Source organism: Spongiactinospora sp. 9N601 (genome assembly GCF_044326295.1).
Taxonomy (GTDB): Bacteria; Actinomycetota; Actinomycetes; order Streptosporangiales; family Streptosporangiaceae; genus Spongiactinospora; species Spongiactinospora gelatinilytica.
On sequence record NZ_JBIRBB010000003.1, the window covers coordinates 19,099 to 39,275 of the forward strand.

The following is a 20,177-nucleotide window of genomic DNA, read 5'->3' on the forward strand; positions in this document are numbered from 1 at the left end:
GTGTCCGGCCGAGGTCGGCCGGTCCGACGTTCCGCCCGGTTCGACCGGGGCTGCCGATATCCGGTACCCTAGTGAACCGGTGCGTCCGCAGACGCGCCCTGTTCGCGCGCCTACCCGGTTCGTCGGTCCAAACAATTGATGGTGACCGGATGCGGGGCGCAGCATCCAGCGAGCACGAAGCAGAAGGGTTCCGCGGTGTACGCGATCGTTCGTTGCGGCGGCAGGCAGCAGAAGGTCTCCGTCGGCGATGTCCTTGAGGTGGACAAGCTCGCCGGCGAGGTCGGTTCCACGGTCTCGCTGCCGACGATCCTCGTCGTCAACGACGGGGACGTGACCACCGAGGCGGGCAAGTTCACGGTCTCGGCCGAGATCCTGGGCGAGACCAAGGGCCCCAAGATCCGCATTCTGAAGTACAAGAACAAGACCGGTTACAAGAAGCGCCAGGGCCACCGCCAGCGGTACACCCAGGTGAAGATCACCGGTATCGACCAGGCCTGAGTTACGGGAGTTTGCGAGATGGCACACAAGAAGGGCGCGTCGTCCACGCGGAACGGCCGTGACTCCAACGCCAAGCGCCTCGGCGTCAAGCGGTTCGGCGGTCAGCTCGTGAAGGCCGGCGAGATCATCGTCCGGCAGCGCGGCACCCACTTCCACCCGGGCGACAACGTCGGCCGCGGTGGCGACGACACGCTGTTCGCGCTGGCCGCCGGGCACGTGGAGTTCGGTCGCAAGCGCGGCAGGCGCGCCGTTAGCATCGTCGTCCCGCCCGCGGAGTAGATCCGCGCCGGTAGACGTTAAATCCGACAGGGGTGGATCGCCATTCGCGGTCCACCCCTGTTCGTGTCTTCACAGACCATGATGGGAAGCAAGCAGTGGCCGAGTTCGTAGACCAGGTCGTCCTTCACGTCCGGGCGGGTGACGGCGGGAACGGCTGCGCGTCCGTCCACAGGGAGAAGTTCAAGCCGCTCGGCGGCCCCGACGGCGGCAACGGCGGGCGGGGCGGGGATGTGATCCTGGAGGTCGACGCCAACACCTCCACCCTGCTCGACTACCACCACCGCCCGCACCGCGCCGCCCAGAACGGCCGGCAGGGCGAGGGCTCCAACCGGGACGGCGCGCGCGGCGCGGACCTCGTGCTGCCGGTGCCCAACGGCACCGTGGTGAAGAACGCCGCCACCGGCGAGGTGCTGGTGGACCTGGTCGGCATCGGTACCCGCTACGTGGTGGCGAGCAGCGGGCAGGGCGGCCTCGGCAACGCGGCGCTGGCCTCGACCAAGCGCAAGGCCCCCGGGTTCGCGCTGCTCGGCGAGCCGGGCGACCGGCTCGATGTGCTCCTGGAGCTGAAGACGGTCGCCGACGTGGCGCTGGTCGGCTTCCCCAACGCGGGCAAGTCCTCGCTCATCGCCGCGCTGTCGGCGGCCCGCCCGAAGATCGCCGACTATCCGTTCACCACGCTGGTCCCCAACCTGGGCGTGGTCACCGCGGGCGACACCGTCTTCACCATCGCCGACGTACCCGGCCTCATCCCCGGCGCGTCGGAGGGCAAGGGCCTCGGGCACGAGTTCCTGCGGCACGTCGAGCGCTGCTCGACCATCGTGCACGTGCTCGACTGCGCCACCATGGAGCCCGGCAGGGACCCGCTGAGCGACTTCGAGGTGATCGAGGCCGAGTTGCACGCGTACGGCGAGCTGTCCGACCGCCCCCGCCTGGTCGCGCTCAACAAGGCCGACGTGCCCGACGGCCGCGAGCTGGCCGAGCTGGTCACGCCGATGCTCAAGGAGCGCGGGCTGCGGGTGTTCACCGTCTCGGCGGCCAGCCGGGAGGGCCTGCGCGAGCTGTCCTTCGCGATGGGCGAGATGGTGGCCGCGTTCCGCGCCGCCGCGCCCGTGCAGGAGCCGACCCGCCTGGTCATCCGGCCGCGGCAGCTCGGCGAGGAGGGCTTTTCCGTACGCCGGGTCGGCGAGGACACCTTCCAGGTCACCGGCGAGAAGCCGGAGCGGTGGATCCGCCAGACCGACTTCAACAACGACGAGGCCGTCGGCTACCTGGCCGACCGGCTGGAACGCCTCGGTGTGGAGGAGGCGCTGCGCGAGGCGGGCGCCACCGAGGGCGCGGAGGTCGTCATCGGCCCGATGGAGGGCGGCTACGTGTTCGACTGGCGGCCTTCGCTCGGCGGCGGCGTGCCGCGCCGTGGTCCGCGCGGCACGGACAGCAGAATCGGATGACAGCGCAACCGGGAAATGGGGACAGCGAGTGAATGCTGAGCGCGGGGGGCTGCGTACCGCGTCCCGCCTTGTGGTCAAGGTGGGATCGTCGTCGCTGACGACCCCCCAGGGGATGATCGACGGTGACCGGGTCGACGCGCTCGTCGACGTACTGGCCGCGCGCCGGGCCGGCGGCACGCAGATCGTGCTGGTCTCCTCCGGCGCCATCGCCGCCGGGCTCGGTCCCCTCGGCCTGCCCACCCGCCCCCGCGACCTGGCCACCCAGCAGGCCGCCGCGTCGGTCGGGCAGGGCGTGCTCATCGCCCGCTACACCTCCTCCTTCGCCCGGTACGGCCTGCGCGTCGGCCAGGTGCTGCTGACCGCCGACGACATGATGCGCCGCTCCCACCACAGGAACGCCCAGCGCACCTTGGACCGCCTCCTTGAGCTGGGCATCGTGCCGGTGGTCAACGAGAACGACACCGTGGCCACCGACGAGATCAGGTTCGGCGACAACGACCGGCTGGCCGCGCTGGTCACCCACCTGATCCACGCCGACGCCCTGCTGCTGCTGTCCGACGTGGACGCGCTGTACGACGGCGACCCGCGCAGGCCGGGCGGTGCCAACCGGCTGACCGACGTGCGCGGTCCCGCCGACCTCGCGGGCGTGGAGCTGGGCCGGTCCGGCCGGGTGGGCACCGGCGGCATGGTGACCAAGGTCCAGGCCGCGCGGATCGCCACCGGGGCCGGGGTGCCCGTGGTGCTGACCGCCGCCGCACACGCCGCCCAGGCGCTCGCCGGGGCCGACGTCGGCACCTACTTCCACCCCGACGGCAGGCACCCCGGCACCCGGCTGCTGTGGCTCGCCCACGCGGCCACCGGCCGCGGGCGGCTGCACCTCGACCACGGCGCGGTGGAGGCCGTGGTGGGCCGGCGCATGTCGCTGCTGCCCGCCGGGGTGACCGCGGTGGATGGCGACTTCAGCGCGGGCGACCCGGTCGACCTGTGCGGTCCGCACGGCGACGCGGTGGCCCGCGGGCTGGTCAACTTCGACGCCGCGGAGATCCCCGGCCTGCTCGGCCGGTCCACCAGGGAGCTGGCCGGCTCGCTGGGGCCCGAGTACGAGCGCGAGCTGATCCACCGCGATGACATCGTCCTGCTTGAGCCTGATCTTTCTGGAGCGTCCCATGTCTGATACAGCCGAGTTCCGCGCCGTGGCCACGGCCGCCAGGGAGGCGAGCGCCGAGCTGGCGCCGTTGCCCAGGGCGGTGAAGGACGCCGCGCTGCGGGCCATCGCGGACGCGCTGGTGGCGCGGTCCGCGGAGCTGGTCGAGGCCAACGCCGCCGACGTGGCGCGGGCCCGCGAGGGCGGCCTGTCGGAGGCCATGATCGACCGGCTCCGGCTCGACCCGGAGCGGATCGAGAAGATCGCGCAGGCGGTGCTGGAGATCGCGGACCTTCCGGACCCGGTCGGCGAGGTGGTGCGCGGCGGCACGCTGCCCAACGGGCTGGAACTGCGCCAGGTCCGGGTGCCGCTGGGCGTGGTCGGCATCATCTACGAGGGCCGCCCCAACGTCACGGTGGACGCCGCCGCGCTGTGCCTGAAGAGCGGCAACGCCACGCTGCTGCGCGGCTCGTCCAGCGCCTACTCCTCCAACGTGGCACTGGTCGGCGTGATGCGCGACGCGCTGGCCGGGACCGGCGTGCCCGCCGACGCGGTGCGGCTCGTGCCGGGCCTGACCCGCGAGTCGGTCAAGCACCTGATGCGCGCCCGCGGCCTGGTGGACGTACTGATCCCGCGCGGCGGCGCGTCGCTGATCAACTCGGTGGTGGAGGAGTCCACCGTGCCGGTGATCGAGACCGGGGTGGGCAACTGCCACGTCTACGTCGACGCCGACGCCGACGTGGCGCTGGCCGTGGAGATCCTGCTCAACGCCAAGGCCCAGCGCCCCTCGGTGTGCAACGCGGCCGAGACGGTGCTGGTGCACGCCGATGTGGCGGCGGAGTTCCTGCCCCGGGCGCTGGCCGCGCTGGCCGAGGCGGGGGTGACCGTGCACGGCGACGAGCGGGTGGCCGCCCACGGCTCCGTGGTCGCCGCGACCGAGGACGACTACTACACCGAATACCTCTCGCTCGACCTGGCCGCCGCCGTGGTCGATTCGCTGGAGGACGCGGTGACGCACATCAGGAAGTACGGCTCGGCGCACACCGAGGCGATCGTCACGCGCTCGCAGCGGGCGGCCCGCCGGTTCGTGGCGCTGGTCGACTCGGCGGCGGTGGCGGTCAACGCCTCCACGCGGTTCACCGACGGCGGGGAGTTCGGCTTCGGCGCGGAGATCGGCATCTCCACCCAGAAGCTGCACGCCCGCGGCCCGATGGGGCTGCCCGAACTCACCTCCACCAAGTGGATTTACGTCGGCGACGGGCATCTTCGCACCTCGGCGGGCACGGCGATCGCGCCTGTAGCGGACTGAAATCGGTGTGTCGCTCTAGGTAATCGGCCTGTTATGGCGTTTACTAGGAGTCATGGAGCTTGTCGTCGTATTTGACCCGACCGGCCGTACCGGCCTTCCCCGCGAAGGGGGGTGGCGGCCATGAGGCGATGGCTTTACGACATCGCGGCGCTGATCGCCCGGCTGATCGTGGGCGTCATCTTCATGGCGCACGGCCTGCAGAAGATCCGAGCGGGTGGGGTGGGGCCCACGGCGGCGGGCTTCGCCGAGATGGGGGTTCCGATGCCGCAGATCGCGGCCGGGTTCACCATGGCGGTGGAGCTGGTCGGCGGGGCGCTGCTGATCCTCGGGCTGGTCACGCCGCTGGCCGCGCTCCTGCTGGCCGTGGTCTGTGCCGCCGCGGCGATCTTCGTGCACGCCCGGAACGGCATCTTCATCTCCGACGGCGGGTTCGAGCTGGTCGGCGGGCTGGGGTCGGCGGTGCTGCTGCTCGCGGCGGGCGGCGCGGGCCGGTTCAGCCTTGACCACCTGATCTTCGGGCGGCGCCGGGAGCGCAGGCGCAGGGAGGCCGACGAGGTCACCCCGGGGGCCTGGTACGGCGGGGCGGGGCGGCAGGGCGAGGGCGGCGCCGGCAACGGCGACCCGGCGCACTTCGCCGACCAGGCCGACGAGTCCGAGCGGTCGGCGGGCGGCAGGGCCGGGCGGCGGGCCCAAGGCGGTGACACCGCCCATCTGGCGGACCAGGCCGACGACGTCGAGCGCGGCGCGCCGCCGAAGGCCGAGCCGGGGTCGCTGGGCGAGTGGCCCGCGACCGCGCGGCAGAGCTCGACCGGCCGCCATGCCGCACCTGCGGCGCCGGAGGAGCCGGGCGGGCGGCGCGGCGAAGGTGAGTCCGGCTCTCGTTGAAGTACATTGTGCCCATTTTCCGCGTACGGCGCGCCGTACGGCCTATCAGGGCGAGGCTGCACTAGGGTGTGGGCCCTGAGAATGCGCCGGGCGAGGAGGGAGCGTGGGCAAGCTCGGCCGGGTCGGGCCGTACACCCTGCTGGAGCGGCTCGGCCGAGGGGCCATGGGCGAGGTCTACCTCGCGAGCACCCGGCGCGGTGATCGTGTCGCCGTGAAGCTGCTGCGCGATTCGCCGGACTACGACGCGGAAGCCAGATTACGGCTGGATCGCGAGGTTCGCGCGCTCCGCCGGGTCGAGAGCCCCTACGTCGCCCGCGTGCTCGACGCCGACCTGCGGGCCCGGCGGCCCTACCTGGTGATGGAGCACATCGACGGCGAGACGCTGCTGGAGCGGGTGCGCAGGGACGGGCCGTTCGAGCAGGGCGAGCTGGTCGAGCTGGCGCTGCGGATGACGACGGCGCTGGCCATCATCCACGCCGCGGGCGTGGTCCACCGCGACATGAAGCCCGGCAACGTGCTGATCGGCCCGGAGGGGCCGATCCTGATCGACTTCGGCATCGCCCAGCTCGTGGACGCCACCCGGCTCACCATGACCGGCACCTTCCTCGGCACTCCCGGCTACGCCGCGCCCGAGCTGTTCGCCGACGAGCCGGTCGGGCAGCCCGCCGACGTCTACGCCTGGGCCGCCACCATCGCCTTCGCGGGCACCGGCCGGCCGACCTTCTCCGGTGGCACCGCCGAGGCGCTGATGTACGCGATCCTGAACGGCCAGGCCGACCTGGACGGCGTGCCCGCGGCGCTGCTGCCGCTGATCAAGGCCGCGCTCAACCGCAGCCCGGCCAAACGGCCCACCGCCGCGCTGCTCGCCGACCGCCTGAGCAGGCTGGCCAAGGCGACGCGCGTGCTCGGCGCGGAGGAGGGCGGCCCGGACGCGGCCGGGCCGCCGGTGGCGGACGAGGTGGCCGCCGTCGCCGCGGACGCGGCCGAGGGGGCGCCCGGGGCCAAGCGCGGCGCGGCCAGAGCGGCCTCCGCGCGGCCTCCGCGCCGGGGGGAGGCCGAGCAGGCGCCTGGGGCCGAGGAGGGCGTGCCGGGCGGCGGCAGACGCAGGGCCGCCGCCACGGCGGCGGAGGCCCGCGCCAAGGAGGCGGAGGCGGCCAAGGGCCCTGTCCGGGGCAGGGCCAGTGCCGCCGAGCCGCACGATGACATAAGGGTCGCCACCGGGCCTCCCGACAAGGCCGAGCGGGGCAGGGCCGCGCCGGAGGGCCGATCCAAGGACGGTGCCAGGCTCCTCGCCGAGGGCCGGGCCAAGGGGGCCGTGGACGGTGGCAGGGCCGTCGCGGAGGGCAGGGGCAGGGGCGTCGCGGACGGCGGTAGGGGCGCTACGGAGGGCCGGGGCAGGGGCGGCGGGGAGGGCGGCCGGGCCGCGAAGGCGGGCGTACAGGTCAGGGCCAGGCGGGCGGTGCGGCGCGGGAGCACGGGCCCGCTGCCGGCCGGCAACACGGCGTTGCTGGTGCTCGCCGTACTGGCCGCGCCGTGTGTCGTGGCCTCGGTGATCTGGGCGCCCGTCACACCCGTGCTCACCGCCGGCTTCGTGGTGCTGGTCCGCACCATCTGGCTCGGGCATTGGTCGGTGCGCAAGCGCAGATCGGCTCCGGCCCGGCGGATCCTGCGGGTGGTGTCCTTCCCGCTCGCGCTGGCCGTCTCGGCGCTGAGCGCGGCGGTGTGGCCTGGAGTGCCCGCCGCGGGCGCGGCGGGCCTGACGTTGTGGGCGGTGTCCGGCGGTCACCTGGGGCCGGTCTGGTGGGAGGAGCCGGTGCCGGTGACCGTCGCCGGGGTCGTCTTCGCCGTCGTGTGCGGGGCGATCATCGGCCGGGAGATCGAGCGGGTCGGTCCGGCGCTGCCGGAGCTACGGAGGGAGGGGTTGCGCGCGCTGGCCGTACTGGGCGGGTTCGTCGCGCTGTGCGCGGCGACCGTGCGCGTCATATCCCTCCTGCTCTGACCGCCTCGACCCGCCCGACGCTCAGCCGTCCCGGCGCGCGAAACGGTTGAAGATGCGCTCGCCCGCGTGTACCGCGCCCTCGGCGACGTCGCGCAGCACGCCGATGAAGGGGTCCTGGGACTGCGACCACGACTCGCGGTAGGAACGCGCGGCGGCCTTGACCTCTTCGGAGATCTTGGCGTTGGCGTCGTCCTCCCGGCGCGGGTACTCGCCGCCGAGAATCCGCTCGTACTCGCCGCTGCGCCGCCACTTGTCCAGCTCGGCGACCCTGGCCACCGCGAACGGGTGGGTGGTGCCGAGCAGGTTGAGGACCTTGAGGAAGCCGTCGCGGACGTCGCCGCCCGTGTCGTACTCCCTGGCCTGGTCGAGGAACGCCTCGACGTTCATCTCGTGCAGGCGCGATCCGCCGGCCAGCTTCATCAGCGCGCGCAGCGCGGCCTCGGGGTCCTGGCCGCAGAGCAGACCGCCACGGTCGGCGGAAAGCTCGGACTTGCGGTACCACTCCTCAAGGCCGGCCACGATCGCCCGCAGCCCGATGTAGCCGAGCGGGATCCACGCCACCCGGGTGGCCAGGCGGGTGAGAATGTCGAGCATGGTCCGGTAGACGGCGTGGCCGGACAGGATGTGCGCGGTCTCGTGGCCGATGACGAACCGCTGCTCCTCCTCGTCCATGAGGTTGAGCAGGCCGGTGGTGACGACGATGAACGGGTCGTCGAAGCCGATCGCCTTGGCGTTGACACTGGGGTCCTGCTGGACATAGACCTCCGGGATTCGGCGCAGGTCGAGGATGTAGGCGGCGTCCCGGCCCATGTCGTGGAGCGCGCGGAACTGTGTTTCGCTGGTGCGGACCGCCGAGGCGAGATAGATCAGGCGCAGCCGGCGCTCACTGATCAGTCCGGACATCTGCTTGAGAACGGTGTCGAACCCGCTCAGCGAACGCAGGGCGACCAGCGCGGACCGGTCGGCGGGGTGTTCGTAGGCGCGGGACGAGATGCCGGCAAGCTGTACTCGGTTTCGATCCGGGGTGGTCGTCATGCCCGGCATGCTACGTCGGCGGCGGGCCCTTCGCGCGTGCTCCCAGGGCGGGGGCGGGTCAAGTCCACCGTATTGAGACGCGTATGGTCCCTTGCATGATGAACGCGCCGAACGGCCAGGGCCATCGGCGGGTGGGGGTCATGGGCGGCACGTTCGATCCCATCCACCACGGCCACCTGGTCGCCGCGAGCGAGGTAGCGCATCACTTCGACCTCGACGAGGTCGTCTTCGTGCCCACCGGCAGGCCGTGGCAGAAGGCGTCCCAGGCGGTCTCCGCCCCCGAGGACCGCTACCTTATGACCGTCATCGCCACCGCGTCCAACCCCCGCTTCTCGGTGAGCCGGGTGGACATCGACCGCCCCGGGCCGACCTTCACCATTGACACGCTGCGCGACATCTGCGGAATATATGGGCCTGACGTAGAGCTTTACTTCATAACGGGAGCTGACGCGCTCGCGCAGATACTTTCCTGGCGAGATGTTGACGAGCTGTTCACCATCGCGCATTTCGTAGGCTGTACCCGGCCGGGTCATGTGCTGCATGACCCAGGTCTCCCGGAGGGGAAGGTCAGTCTGGTGGAGATCCCGGCCCTCGCGATCTCGTCCTCGGAGTGCCGCCAGCGGGTGCGCGACGGGGAGCCCATCTGGTACCTGGTGCCCGACGGGATCGTGCAATACATCAATAAACGCGGCCTGTACCGGGAATCCTCATAGGAGACAGCGCCGACAACAGGAGGTCTGACCCACATCGTGACCGCTACCGAACGAGCCGTCCGGCTCATCGAGGTCGCCGCCGAGGCGGCGGCCGAGAAGCTCGCCGACGACATCCTCGCCTACGACGTGAGCGAGCAGCTCGTCATCACCGACGCCTTCCTGCTCTGCTCAGCGACCAACGACCGCCAGGTCCGTGCCATCGTCGATGAGATCGAAGAGCGCCTGCGCATCGAGGCCGACGCCAAGCCGGTGCGCCGCGAGGGAGAGCGTGAGGGACGCTGGGTCCTGCTCGACTACATCGACATCGTCGTGCATGTGCAGCACGAGGAAGACCGCACCTTCTACGCCCTGGAGCGGCTGTGGAAGGACTGCCCGCCCATCCCGCTGCCGGAGGGCGTACGGCACGCCGCCGCGCAGCGCAGCCGCGGAGCGGCCACGTGAGCAACCGCCGCATCGTGTGCTGGCGGCACGGCCAGACCCTCTGGAACGTCGAACACCGTTTTCAGGGGCACTCGGACATCGTGCTCGACGAGGTCGGGGTGGCACAGGCGAACAGGGCCGCCGCGCTGCTGGCGGCCCTTCGCCCCTCCATGATCGTCTCCTCCGACCTGAGGCGTGCCCACGACACCGCCTCGGCCCTGGGCAGGCTCACCGGCCTTAACCCCTACACCGACAAGGACCTGCGCGAGCGCGGCGGCGGCGAGTGGGAGGGCCTGACCCGCGACGAGATCGCCGCGCGCTGGCCGCTGGAGTTCGCCTCCTGGGACGCCCCGGGCGGCGAGCACGTGGTCGAGGTCGCCGACCGCGTCGCCGCGGCCATGCGCCGCTGGGCCGGCGAACTCGCCCCCGGCGCCCTCCTGGTGGTCGCCTCCCACGGCGCCGCCCTGCGCCTCGGCATCGCCCGGCTCCTCGGCCTCCCCGAGGAGCTGTGGTCCGCCCTCGGCGGCCTGGGCAACTGCTCCTGGTCGGTCCTGGAGGAGGGCCGCAAGGGCTGGCGCCTGCTCGAACACAACGCGGGCACCCTCCCCGAGCCCGTCCACAGCGACGACATCCCCGAAGCCGCCGAAGACCGCCCCTGAACCGCCGTACGGCCCGCGCCGGCCCCCACCCCGGCCCGGGCCGCACCACGCTCAAGCGCGCGATTATGCGTAGGACCCGCCGTACCGGTATGCTTCCCGAGCATCGAAACGCAAGGGGCTATGGCGCAGTTGGTAGCGCGCCTCCATGGCATGGAGGAGGTCTGGGGTTCGAATCCCCATAGCTCCACTCTCCGGCGTGAGTGCTTCTGTGATCATGATCATCAGGCGCGCAGCGCCGAGAGCAGCCAGAGCCCGGCCGCCACGGCGAAGGTCCACACCCCCGCTCTCGTCAGCAGATACTTCGTCCGGACGAGCTTGCTCATCACATAGATCTGGTCCGCCAGCACTTCCATTTCCGCCTGTGCCGAGCGTTCCAGCGCGTTGAGCAGTCCTTCCGCGGACCGCTGCCGGACAGCATCACCGTAGTAGCCGACCATCTTCGGTGAGCGCCCACCGGTGCCGCGCGGATAGACGACGGCGAGGAACAGCGCGATCGAGACGCCGATCAGGACCGTTCCGCACCACCACAGCCACTCGGCTGAGCCCAGGTGCGCGGGTCGCCAGGAATCGGCGAACAGGCCGCCGAGTACCGCACCCACGGCGACGCCGGTGACACCCAGCAGCACCGACGCCTTGTTGTCCGCGCGGGTCGCCTCGCCCCGCACCTCCGAGAGGATTCTCTCCGCCTGGAGGGTCGGCCCCCGCCCATCACCCATCGCTGGATGCCCGTGGCGAAGGTGGCGCGGGCGACGGCGGTGCTGCCGCCGAAAGCTGAACGGCGAGGGCCTCACGCAGGTTGTGCAGCCGGGGTTGGTTCGCGTCGGGCCGGTAGCGGTCGATGGTCTCCTCCACCTGTCTCAGCCCCCCGAATTCGGGCTCCGGTCCGGTCACCCCGGCGAGTTCCGGGCCGATGCGTTCGCGCAGCGATGTACCGCGCTCCCCCTGCGCGAACTCCGGCGGGATGCTCCCCGCCTTCTCGTGAAAGCCACGGGCGTACATCATCAGCCGATAGGCGTCGCCGTACCGCTCGGCGATCCCGCTCACCAGATCATCGCGCAGCGCGCACAGATCGCTCCAGGCCAGGGCATGCCCGGTGACCCTGCGCTCGGCGGCGCGCAGCAGGCGGCGGGTTCTGCGGCGAGCAGTGCGCATCCGCCGGCGGGCGTCGGTTTCCGCGGCCGAGTAAGGGTCGTACGCGATGACCTTCAGCACGAGCGCGCACAGGGTCAGGGTGACGATCAGTATCGCCACGAAATCCACCGGCAGCGGCAACTGGGCCAGGCCGGCGGACCTGGCGTTCGCCTCACGAGTCCGCTGGACGGACCAGACGAGCCCCACGAGCAGGAGCATCGCGGGCAGTAGAAGATGCAGCGCCCAGGAGCCCAGCCGAACGAGGAGGCGCCACACTCCGCGGCGCCGTGCCTCACGCCCGGCCTCCGAACGCGCCGCCCGGTGCAGGGCCTTGCCGAGCGTCGTGCCGGCGGCCAGTAGCCCGGCGGTGATGATCAGGCCGGGAAAGAGTGTCACGATCTCCCCCGGCAACGTGATGTCGAGGTTGCCGACGAGCACCTGGAAGATGCTCCTGAAGTACCAGGCGTCGACGCCGCCGGCCGCGATGGCCGTGAGCCATGCCAGGCTTCGCAGCCACCGTGGCCGTGGCGGGGTGTCCGTCGAGATCCGCCTCTCGCGGACCCGGCCCAGGTCCCGTGCCGCGGTGCCAAGTGTCCCGGCCTCGAGTTGCGCGCTCAGCTCGGCGAGCGCGGACTCGGCGGCCTGACACGCGCCGATCACCTGCTTGCGGCCCGCGGCCAGCTCAGGGACATGCCGGCGGACCAGCCGGGCGGCCCGGTTCTTGGCTTCGAGGAGCGCGTGCGCCTCCACGTTGTCCAGTTGATCGGGCGGGCGCTCCGGCGTCGTCCGCACATACCGGTCGAAGTTCTTCTGCCAGCAGTCACAGCCGTGGTGGCACAGGTGTACCGGGCGATCGCCGGCTGCGGGCACAACGCGGCCGTTCAGCGTCCGGTCGTCAGGGTTGATCGCTTCACTGGTCACTCAGCCACGCACCTTGTATCTGATTTCGACTCGGCGATTGCACGCCCGGTCGGCCTCGCTCCTACCAGAGCACTTCGGGGCCCGCTCTCCCCGCCCGGCGATACGGATGTCGTCCAGGCCGTACGCCCGCAGGGCCTGCCGTACGGCCCCGGCCCGCCGCCTGGAAAGGTCGTCGTTGTAGCCCGTGTCGCCTCGATCGTCGGTGTGGCCGGCGACCTCTATCCATTCCGGTGCCTCTGTCAGTACGGCCTTCGCGAACGCGCCGACCGCCTGCCGGCCCCGGGCCGACAGGCGGTCGGAGTCCGTGGCGAACAACAGATCGCTCGGCAGCGTTTCGACTCGTACAGGGTCAGGGGCCCACTCGACGTTACGGAACTCGATCACACTGTCCTCCGCCCCCTGCACGGCGGGTGGGACGTCGGCGAGCGGGGCGGGCCGGGGCTTGGCTTCCACTACGCAGTTCCGAGCCGATCCGGTCGCCTGCTCGCAGATGCCCGTCCACACCGTGTGCAGCCACCGCAGATGCGGCTCTTGCGGCTGGGGATGGCCCGATCCCGTGCCGCCGATCCAAGGGAGCAGGACCTTCCACCCGGTCAGGTCGGGTATCGCCTGCTGTGCGCGGCATGCCTGGACGATGCGGTCGGCGTGGGCGGCGGCGCGCATTGCCGTGTGGCGCAGGTCAGCGCACCCCGTGGTGGCGAGCCCGTCGGTGGCCAGCACCAGAGTGCGCCCGGCGGCACCGGAGCCGGGTCCGCCGGCCTGGAAAGCGGCCATGACGTTGCTGCCGGGCTCCGCGCTCGGTGAGCGCACCGCGGTACCGATCCGTTCACGCAGGCACCTGCCGGTGCCGGCGGCGAACTCGGCCCGGTTGCGCTCGCCGCCCGTCATCCTTGGCAGGTGGATGGGTTTGCCCCGCCAGACGACGCGCCTGCCGCCGTCGAACGTGCCGACCCTGATGATGGCGGGTGTGGGCAGCACCGGAATCAGCGATCCTTCCCGGGCTCCGAAACCGACGGCTCCATTGGCCTGAGGGACGCCGTGGCCACCGAATATCGCGGTGTACCAATCGGCGGCCTGCCCGGTCCGTGCGTCCAGCATGGACGCGCTCGTGTCGATCAGGACGGTCAGCTCATAGGCGGTCGGAGTGTCGTCCCGGTCCAGCCGGTCGAGCGCGGCGCAGGCGGCACCTGGCGTCGGCGTCGCGGTGGCCGCCTGAGGGGCGTCCATGAGGGAGCACCCGGCAGCCGGCAGCGTACACGCCAGCGCCAGCGCCGCGAGGCGCGCCATGGTGTTCATTCCCGCTCCCACGGCAGCGCTTCAGACCGCGGCTCGGGCAGCCTGACGCCGAGCCGCTCCAGGGCGAACCTGAGCGCGCTCTCGCTGTCCCGGACCAGGTCGAAGACGTTCACCGACTGCTGAGCGCTGACGACGTTCTGGAGCAGCGTCAAGAAGCGCTCGGCCTCCTCGCGACGCTCGTTCTCCATGGTCGCCATGACGTGGGCCACGTTGTTCCCCTCGCGCTCGGCGAGGTCCACCGCGTAGCGGCTGCGCCAGTCCTCCTTGCAGTCCTCCAGAAAGCCGAGCCAAAGATCCCGTTCCGCACCCAGCCGCTGGACCTGCGCGCGGGTGCGCTCCAGCCGTGCGTGCTCGGCCAGCAGCTTCTTGTCGGCCTCACGCTGGTGCGCCAGCACCTCCTCGCCGAGGGCCACCCAGCCTTGCGCCGAGCAGGTGACGCTGATGTCGTCGCAGTCGTGGACGGGCCGGAGGAACACTTTGGCCAGTTCCTCTTGCAGAGCCCGCTCGGCTTCTTCGGGAAGGTGGGCGGAGAACCTGCGGGCCGTGGCACGTACCAACCTGTGCACCGTGTGCTGTACGGCGGGCCGCCTGAGGTCGATCTCCGCACGCAGCGCCTCCAGCGAGCTCGCGGTTTTCGGCTGGGCGCACCATGAGATCCATACCCGCACGGTGAAGAACAGCGCGTCGCCGCGCGCCGGGGTCTCGATGAGCAGGGCTTCGTCCCAGATGTGCAGCCCTTCGCCGGCCGGATGGTCGCATGGCCGCGGCGGCGGCTGGAGCAGCCGCTGCGCCAGCATGATCGGGTTGTCCGGTTCGGCTTCGTGGTAGAGATGGCGGTGAGTGCGGGAGAGCGAGCGGCGTCGTATCGTCCGCCAGATCCTGCGAAAGATGTTCATCGGATGGCTTCACCTTCCATGAGTCGGTGCAGATGCCGGCATAGCTCGGCGTCGGCCGTACCGGCGCCGAACCAGCGGCACAGATGGACCCGCAGCGGCGCGCGCAGATCGCGGTCGTCGCTCTCGAAGATCCCCTCGACGATGGCGCGGCGCCGGGCGTCCTTTTCGGCCCAGCCCTCGACCCATGTGCCGAGCGCCGTCCACGCCTCGTGGACGGGGGCGCCGATGATGCGGTGCCGGGCGCGTGTCCGCAACCCGCAGGTGAGGGCTTCTCGCCACAGGGCGACAAGGTGCCCGCGGATGTCGGGCCACAGCGCGTCACCGATGTCGCCGAGCCGTAGCCGGACCCCACCGGACGAGGCGAGGCGGGTCAGCGCCAAGACCGCGCCGCGTCGCAGGACCGGATGGTCCGTTTCGATCCACCCGGCCAGTCCCTCGATGATGGCCGAAGTGGTGCGCGACGTGCATATGTCGGCGAGCGCGCGGGCGATCGCGTCGGGGAGATGGGTCTGCCGCGCGGCCGAGCGCAGCGCCATCTGCCGGAAGGAGCCGAGCGCCTCGTCGACGCGATCCTCGCCGATCTGTGAGCCGTAGGCGCGCGCCGCCGTACGGCTGGTCACCAGGGCCCGTGACCAGGTGGCCAGGCAGCTCAGGACCTGCCGGTTGCCGGGGTCGGCCGCGTACGCCGCCTCAAGCGCCCAGGCGGCCAGCCACGACTCGCTCTGCCGCCGCGCCCGGCTCCATTTGTTCAGGAACTCTCTGTTGATCCACTCGAAGTCGTGGACCGCCAGCCGGCCTACCGCGTGGGCCACCTTGATCCGCACCTCGCGGGCGGGATGCGCGGCGAGCCGGTGCAGCCAGGCGCGGACCGGCTCGCGGATGCTCTGCCCCTCCTGCCAGACCACCTCCAGAATGGCGCCCGCCTGACTCGGCCGGGTGAGACGCACCCGGCTGGTGCCCGGATGCTGCTCGCGTTCGGCGTGCGCGTACTCCAGCCAGTCCGACAGCCATTCCCAGGGAGTCGGCACCGCCCGTTCGCCTTCGCTGGGTGCCCCCTGCATCAACAGCTCCAACGCCGCGGCCTCCTGTGAGATGGTGATGAGCGGAAGCTCGTTCAGCACGGCGGCGCTGATCAGGAAGCAACGCTGACCTGGGGTCGAGCGAGGATCGTCGAGCTTCTTCTTGGCGACCTGGCGGCGCATGGCCGGCAACCTGGACGCGAAGTGCTCCGCCGGTACCTCACTGACGATGGCGGCGGCCACCTCTTTGGCCAGTGCGTGGCTTTCGGCGGGCGGCCGGTCCTCGTTGGACGAGCCGAGGAGGTCGCGAAGGTCCGGCGGCCGACCGGCGTAGTCCAGTCGGTTCAGTTCCCAGCGAAGCCAGCTCGCGAAGACCTTCTCCGAATCGGGCGGCTCGTGGTGGATGGCCGGATGCCCGTGGACGCCGTCGGGGTCGGTCAGGACGACGAACCGGCCGGAGAGCTTGTCGGCCAGGGAGCCGAGGTGCTCAAGGTGGTCGCGTGGGGCATCTTTGACCCAGGTGGCGTCCGTGGCGTCCAGCACGTAGCCGGTGTGCTCCTCCAGCTCCTTGGCGTCCAGTTCGATCGGGTCACCGCGGAGGAGGAGCCTGCCGGGCGCCGTCACGCCGCAATGGGCGAGCGCCATGAGCGCGGTGTGCCGCCGCCCGGTACTCGGCGGCCCTTTGAGGATCACGACGTGTTCGGTGCGCAGCCGATCCGCGAGCAGGTGATAGGAGGGGCAGTCGACATAGCTGCCGTCGAAAGCCTTGATCTCCTCGTGACTCAGCCGGGACGCCTTGATGACGAGCCCTGGCCGGGCCGGGCCGAGGTTGATGTCGCCACCATGGGTCTCGAACAGCACGCTGTCCGTGACGGTGTGAGCGGAGCCCCTGACGAGCGTGTCGAGGTTGCGGACGCGCAGCAGACGCTCCGCCTCCTCCTCGGGAAGTCGCTCGCCGAGCGGTCGCCCATCATCGTCGTCCTCCTCGTCCATCAGGACGGGTTCCGAGGAGGTTTCCGTCTCGTCCTGGGGCGGCTCCTGATAGGCGTTCGGCACCGGGCCCCCGCCGGGATCGGGGGTGCTCATCTGCTCCCTCCGAAGGACACGCCGCCGACGTTGATGTCCCCCTGATGCGTCTCACTCACGTTGGAGTCGGTGATCGTGTGGGCGGAGCCGTACACGATCCGCTGCGCGCCCTCGGGCGGCGCGGCCGCCGCGCCGCCCGCGTCACCATCGCCGGCCTCGGCGCGGTCGGGGTCGTAGTGGTCCAGTTCACCGATCGCGAAGAGATCGATTCCTGGAACGTATACATAGGCCGTTCTCACGTGCCCCTTGAGGGAGACGCGCACTGGCCGGAACTCCGCCGGGCTGAGTGATCCGTAACCGTCGTTGAGGTAGTCATCGAAGATGCGTGCCGAGACGATCACACCCAGGTACGCGCCCGGGCAGGCGGCCAGCGCAGCCCGCAGCGGGTCAGCGTTGACGAGTCCGGTGACCTCGACGGCGGGCGGCCCGGACCTGCCGGTGGCGCCGTCCATCCTGATCGGCCCCTCGTGTACCGACAACCGCAGCCGGATGTGCGTCCACGGAGTGGGACGCCTGCGTGCGTTGCGGTTCGCCAGCGCCACATGGAGTTCCTCGATGAACCTCTCGGTCACCTCGCCCGACGGTACGCCGGCGGGGAGCACGGCGAAGCCGCCGTCGCCTGACCATTGGATCGAGAGTCCCGCAGGATCGAACCCCGCACGGGACGCCGTGTCGTTGAGCAGCGCAGCGAGGGCCTGCTGTGCTTCGTGCTGTTCCCGGGAATTGCGGTCGCGGTATCGCTCGATGTCCACAGTGATCATCAAACGGGCTGCCGGGATGCCGGATTCAGGCATGGGTTCCTCCAGGGGAAGGGGAAAAGAGTGCTGAAAGCCTGCCACCGGGCAGGCTCCGGTGAGCCGTCAAATGTCGGCTTACGGGAGAGTTCTTTTCGGACCGGCTATTGCGCCAGTTCGGCGTACTCCGTGAGCCGGTCGCGATCAACGATCACGATCCGGCGGCGGCCTCGTTTGATGAGACCTTCGGCGGCGAGGCCGCGCAGGGCCCGTTGCACCGAGTCCTCGGTCGCCCCGACCAGCGCGCCGTACTCCGCCTGGGACAGCCGTACCCCGATGTCGACCCCGCCTGCGTACGCGCGCCCGTGCTGCGCGGCGAGTTCGAGCAGGGCGCGTGCCAGGCGCACATTCACCGGGTAACCCGCGAAGTCCAGCCGTCTGCGGTTGGCCTGGCGCAGCCGCTCGCCCAGCAGCCGGTGCACGGCCACCGCCCCGGCCGGGGTCCTGTGGAGAAAGCCCATGAACGCCGGCCCGGGGATGTGGCTGAGCAGCGAGTCCCGGCAGACCGTGACGGATGCGAACCGGCTGGTGTCGTCGATCACCGCCATCTCGCCCACGAGGTCGCCGCTGACCCGGATGGCGATCAGGGTTTTGACGCCGTTCTCTACACAGGCGGTGACGGTCACCACGGCATCGAGCAGGATGTAAACCGCGCCCGGCGGGCCTCCCTGTGTGATGAACTCGCATCCTGCCGGGTGCCATTGCTTGACGCCCAGTTCCAGCAACTCATGCCGGGCGTCTTTGGGCAGTCGGGCGAGGAACGTGCCATCGGACCAGCCGCGTGCCGTAAATGAGGATTGTTGAGCCTTCACGCCGTCTCCCGCCGCAGCGCTACATATCGCCGAATCGCGATCAAGTGGGGGCCGCGCCACCCTTACGACGGCGATATTCCTACCACAGCAGAGTATTCTTCCGGTGCGACATTCTTGACCGATTGTCCTGATTTGGCGATATGTGGGTGGAAATAGAGGGTTGTAGAGCTACATGAAGAATGCTGGCCGGCTAGATAATCCTAACTATTTTGGTCAGAGTGAGTAAGGAGTCAGCCGAATCGAGCACGCGAAGTAGGCCGTAGGAGATCACGTGGTCCTCGGTCGAGCCCGCGATCGGCAGGAAAGTACGCAGGCCGGGGCGGTGGCCTCGCGGACATGGACGGGGCCGAAGTCCTTTCAGCACGACACTCCGGGGGCGCCGGCGAAGAGGACGTCGGGTACGCGCGGCGGGGCGTCGCCCTGGGCGGTCGTCGTCGGACTCCGGGTGGTCGCGGAAGAGCGCGTGGCCGCGGCCGTGCCGGGATTCGATCAGGGTGTGGCTCAGGCGGCGCCTTGGTCGCCTGTCGGCCAGGTCACCTGCAGTGTGGCGGGGGAGCGGTGGATGAGGGTGGGGAGCATGGGGGGCGGTGGGCCGGGGGCCAGGCGGAGGCCGGGCAGGTGGGTGGTCAGCGTGCGCAGGGTGACGTGTAGCTGCTCGCGGGCGAGCTGGGAGCCGGGGCAACTGTGCGGGCCGTGGCCGAAGGCCATCGTGCGGGCCGGTGGGCGGGTGATGTCGAAGTCGTCCGGGCGCTCGTGACGGGACTCGTCGCGGTTGGCCGAGCCGTAGGCGACCAGTACGGCGGTGCCCTCGGGGAGTTCGGTCCCGGCTAGCGTCAGCGGCCGGGTGGTGATCCGCCGGAACGCCTGGATCGGCGGGTCGTACCGGGCGGCCTCCTCGATCGCGGCCGGGATCGCCTCCGGGCGGGCGCACAGCGCCTCCCAGCGGGAGCGGTCGGTGAGCAGGTGGAGCAGCGTGGTGCCGATCAGCGCGGTGGTGGTGAGGTGCCCGGCGATCAGCAGGTTCTGCAGGTTGGACACCAGCTCGGCGCGTTGCTCGGCGGTCGGCTCCGACGTACCGGGGGCGAGGCCGCGCACGAGTTCGCCGCACAGGTCGTCGCGCCGCTCAGCGTGGGCGCGGCGGATGTGGCCGTCCAGGAGGTGCTGCAACGCGACCACGTCGCGCGCGGCGGCGAGCTGCTCCTCGGCCGGCATCGGCCGGAACAGCAGCGCCTCGGCGCGGTAACCGCCGTGGATCACGGCCGGTACGTCGGCGGGGTCGAAGCCGAGCAGCCGGCCGAGCACCTCGCCGGGCAGTCGCCTGGCGTAGTCGTCCATCAGCTCGGCCCGGCCGTCCGCCGCGAAGGACGCGACCAAAGCCTCGGCCCGCTCGGCGATGTACGGCGCGAGCGCGGCCACCTTGGCCGCCGCCAGGCCCCGTACCAGCGGCGCCCGCAACCGCTGGTGCGCCGCGCCGTCCGTGGTGAGGACCACCCGCCCGCCCCTGATGCCCTTGGCCAGCTCGGCCTGTACGGCCGGCGACGGCGGCACGTCGGCGCGCAGCGCCTGCGCCGAGGAGAAGTCCTCCGGCCGCCGCAGCACCTCGCGCACGTCCGCGTACCGGCTGACCAGCCAGGCGTCCATCTCGGGGAGATAGGTCAGCCCGTGCGCCTGGCGGGCCCGCGCATAGACCGGGTAGGGCTCACGCATGAACGCGTCGCGCTCCCGCGTCCGGCGTTCCATCTCGACGGCGTCACCCACGGCCTCGACCTCCGGTCATCGCGATCTGCAGAACCACCCCTGGCCATCCTCCGGGACCGAACCCGATCAATGAAC

General features: G+C 71.1%; 19 protein-coding genes and 1 tRNA gene. 11 read left to right on the plus strand and 9 right to left on the minus strand.

Annotated features, from left to right (window positions below):
- The first annotated feature begins 195 nt into the window (after positions 1 to 195).
- The 7 genes from rplU to ACH34R_RS07160 all read left to right on the plus strand — a co-directional run bounded on the left by rplU (position 196) and on the right by ACH34R_RS07160 (position 7,562).
- Entirely contained in the window at positions 196 to 498 is a 303-nt protein-coding gene (gene rplU / locus ACH34R_RS07130; protein WP_111169688.1) for a 50S ribosomal protein L21, read from the plus strand.
- Positions 499 to 516: 18 nt separating this feature from the next.
- Positions 517 to 777, plus strand: a complete 261-nt coding sequence (gene rpmA / locus ACH34R_RS07135) for a 50S ribosomal protein L27 (RefSeq protein WP_111169687.1) — start codon at positions 517 to 519, stop codon at positions 775 to 777.
- A gap of 95 nt (positions 778 to 872) precedes the next feature.
- Complete coding sequence (obgE, locus tag ACH34R_RS07140) at positions 873 to 2,225, plus strand: GTPase ObgE (protein ID WP_397560488.1); 1,353 nt, start codon at positions 873 to 875, stop codon at positions 2,223 to 2,225.
- A 28-nt stretch (positions 2,226 to 2,253) separates the two neighbouring features.
- The gene (gene proB, locus ACH34R_RS07145) at positions 2,254 to 3,399 is read left to right on the plus strand and encodes a glutamate 5-kinase (protein WP_397560489.1); all 1,146 of its coding nucleotides are present in this window, start codon (positions 2,254 to 2,256) and stop codon (positions 3,397 to 3,399) included.
- A complete protein-coding gene (locus ACH34R_RS07150) occupies positions 3,392 to 4,678 on the plus strand; it encodes a glutamate-5-semialdehyde dehydrogenase (RefSeq protein ID WP_397560490.1) in 1,287 nt (428 codons plus the stop codon). Before proB ends, ACH34R_RS07150 begins: the two co-directional genes overlap by 8 nt.
- Positions 4,679 to 4,798: 120 nt before the next feature.
- Positions 4,799 to 5,563 carry a DoxX family protein gene (locus ACH34R_RS07155; protein WP_397560491.1) on the plus strand — a complete coding sequence of 255 codons (765 nt, stop codon included), beginning with the start codon at positions 4,799 to 4,801 and terminating at the stop codon, positions 5,561 to 5,563.
- Between the two features lie 103 nt (positions 5,564 to 5,666).
- The gene (locus ACH34R_RS07160; RefSeq protein WP_397560492.1) at positions 5,667 to 7,562 is read left to right on the plus strand and encodes a serine/threonine-protein kinase; all 1,896 of its coding nucleotides are present in this window, start codon (positions 5,667 to 5,669) and stop codon (positions 7,560 to 7,562) included.
- Between the two features lie 21 nt (positions 7,563 to 7,583).
- Here ACH34R_RS07160 and ACH34R_RS07165 read toward each other — a convergent pair whose 3' ends face one another.
- The gene (locus ACH34R_RS07165) at positions 7,584 to 8,606 is read right to left on the minus strand and encodes a M48 family metallopeptidase (RefSeq protein ID WP_397560493.1); all 1,023 of its coding nucleotides are present in this window, start codon (positions 8,604 to 8,606) and stop codon (positions 7,584 to 7,586) included.
- Positions 8,607 to 8,692: 86 nt separating this feature from the next.
- Here ACH34R_RS07165 and nadD point away from each other — a divergent pair, with 86 nt between their 5' ends.
- The 4 genes from nadD to ACH34R_RS07185 all read left to right on the plus strand — a co-directional run bounded on the left by nadD (position 8,693) and on the right by ACH34R_RS07185 (position 10,576).
- Positions 8,693 to 9,310, plus strand: a complete 618-nt coding sequence (gene nadD, locus ACH34R_RS07170; RefSeq protein ID WP_199537162.1) for a nicotinate-nucleotide adenylyltransferase — start codon at positions 8,693 to 8,695, stop codon at positions 9,308 to 9,310.
- Between the two features lie 36 nt (positions 9,311 to 9,346).
- Positions 9,347 to 9,751, plus strand: coding sequence for a ribosome silencing factor (rsfS, locus tag ACH34R_RS07175; RefSeq protein WP_397560494.1), 405 nt, complete (start codon positions 9,347 to 9,349; stop codon positions 9,749 to 9,751).
- Entirely contained in the window at positions 9,748 to 10,389 is a 642-nt protein-coding gene (locus ACH34R_RS07180) for a histidine phosphatase family protein (RefSeq protein ID WP_397560495.1), read from the plus strand. Before rsfS ends, ACH34R_RS07180 begins: the two co-directional genes overlap by 4 nt.
- Before the next feature lie 114 nt (positions 10,390 to 10,503).
- Positions 10,504 to 10,576, plus strand: a tRNA-Ala gene (locus tag ACH34R_RS07185).
- 34 nt (positions 10,577 to 10,610) lie between these two features.
- On the opposite strand, the gene ACH34R_RS07190 is transcribed toward ACH34R_RS07185, so the two are convergent.
- From ACH34R_RS07190 to ACH34R_RS07225, 8 genes are all read right to left on the minus strand, one after another.
- Complete coding sequence (locus ACH34R_RS07190) at positions 10,611 to 11,054, minus strand: Pycsar system effector family protein (protein WP_397560496.1); 444 nt, start codon at positions 11,052 to 11,054, stop codon at positions 10,611 to 10,613.
- Between the two features lie 43 nt (positions 11,055 to 11,097).
- Complete coding sequence (locus ACH34R_RS07195; protein WP_397560497.1) at positions 11,098 to 12,441, minus strand: hypothetical protein; 1,344 nt, start codon at positions 12,439 to 12,441, stop codon at positions 11,098 to 11,100.
- A complete protein-coding gene (locus ACH34R_RS07200) occupies positions 12,442 to 13,737 on the minus strand; it encodes an OmpA family protein (RefSeq protein ID WP_397560498.1) in 1,296 nt (431 codons plus the stop codon).
- Positions 13,734 to 14,633 carry a hypothetical protein gene (locus ACH34R_RS07205; RefSeq protein ID WP_397560499.1) on the minus strand — a complete coding sequence of 300 codons (900 nt, stop codon included), beginning with the start codon at positions 14,631 to 14,633 and terminating at the stop codon, positions 13,734 to 13,736. The genes ACH34R_RS07200 and ACH34R_RS07205 overlap by 4 nt, the downstream gene beginning before the upstream one ends.
- Entirely contained in the window at positions 14,630 to 16,738 is a 2,109-nt protein-coding gene (locus ACH34R_RS07210) for a hypothetical protein (protein WP_397560500.1), read from the minus strand. Before ACH34R_RS07210 ends, ACH34R_RS07205 begins: the two co-directional genes overlap by 4 nt.
- Complete coding sequence (locus ACH34R_RS07215; protein WP_397560501.1) at positions 16,735 to 17,490, minus strand: hypothetical protein; 756 nt, start codon at positions 17,488 to 17,490, stop codon at positions 16,735 to 16,737. The genes ACH34R_RS07210 and ACH34R_RS07215 overlap by 4 nt, the downstream gene beginning before the upstream one ends.
- A 146-nt stretch (positions 17,491 to 17,636) precedes the next feature.
- Positions 17,637 to 18,344 carry a Crp/Fnr family transcriptional regulator gene (locus ACH34R_RS07220; protein ID WP_397560502.1) on the minus strand — a complete coding sequence of 236 codons (708 nt, stop codon included), beginning with the start codon at positions 18,342 to 18,344 and terminating at the stop codon, positions 17,637 to 17,639.
- 501 nt (positions 18,345 to 18,845) lie between these two features.
- The gene (locus ACH34R_RS07225) at positions 18,846 to 20,102 is read right to left on the minus strand and encodes a cytochrome P450 (RefSeq protein ID WP_397560503.1); all 1,257 of its coding nucleotides are present in this window, start codon (positions 20,100 to 20,102) and stop codon (positions 18,846 to 18,848) included.
- Positions 20,103 to 20,177: the final 75 nt, after the last annotated feature.

Coding starts and splice junctions, on each gene's coding strand:
- rpmA (WP_111169687.1), top strand. CDS start 517: ATGGCACACAAGAAGGGCGCGTCGTCCACGCGGAACGGCCGTGACTCC.
- ACH34R_RS07150 (WP_397560490.1), top strand. CDS start 3,392: ATGTCTGATACAGCCGAGTTCCGCGCCGTGGCCACGGCCGCCAGGGAG.
- ACH34R_RS07155 (WP_397560491.1), top strand. CDS start 4,799: ATGAGGCGATGGCTTTACGACATCGCGGCGCTGATCGCCCGGCTGATC.
- ACH34R_RS07165 (WP_397560493.1), bottom strand. CDS start 8,606: ATGCCGGGCATGACGACCACCCCGGATCGAAACCGAGTACAGCTTGCC.
- nadD (WP_199537162.1), top strand. CDS start 8,693: ATGATGAACGCGCCGAACGGCCAGGGCCATCGGCGGGTGGGGGTCATG.
- ACH34R_RS07200 (WP_397560498.1), bottom strand. CDS start 13,737: ATGAACACCATGGCGCGCCTCGCGGCGCTGGCGCTGGCGTGTACGCTG.
- ACH34R_RS07205 (WP_397560499.1), bottom strand. CDS start 14,633: ATGAACATCTTTCGCAGGATCTGGCGGACGATACGACGCCGCTCGCTC.
- ACH34R_RS07210 (WP_397560500.1), bottom strand. CDS start 16,738: ATGAGCACCCCCGATCCCGGCGGGGGCCCGGTGCCGAACGCCTATCAG.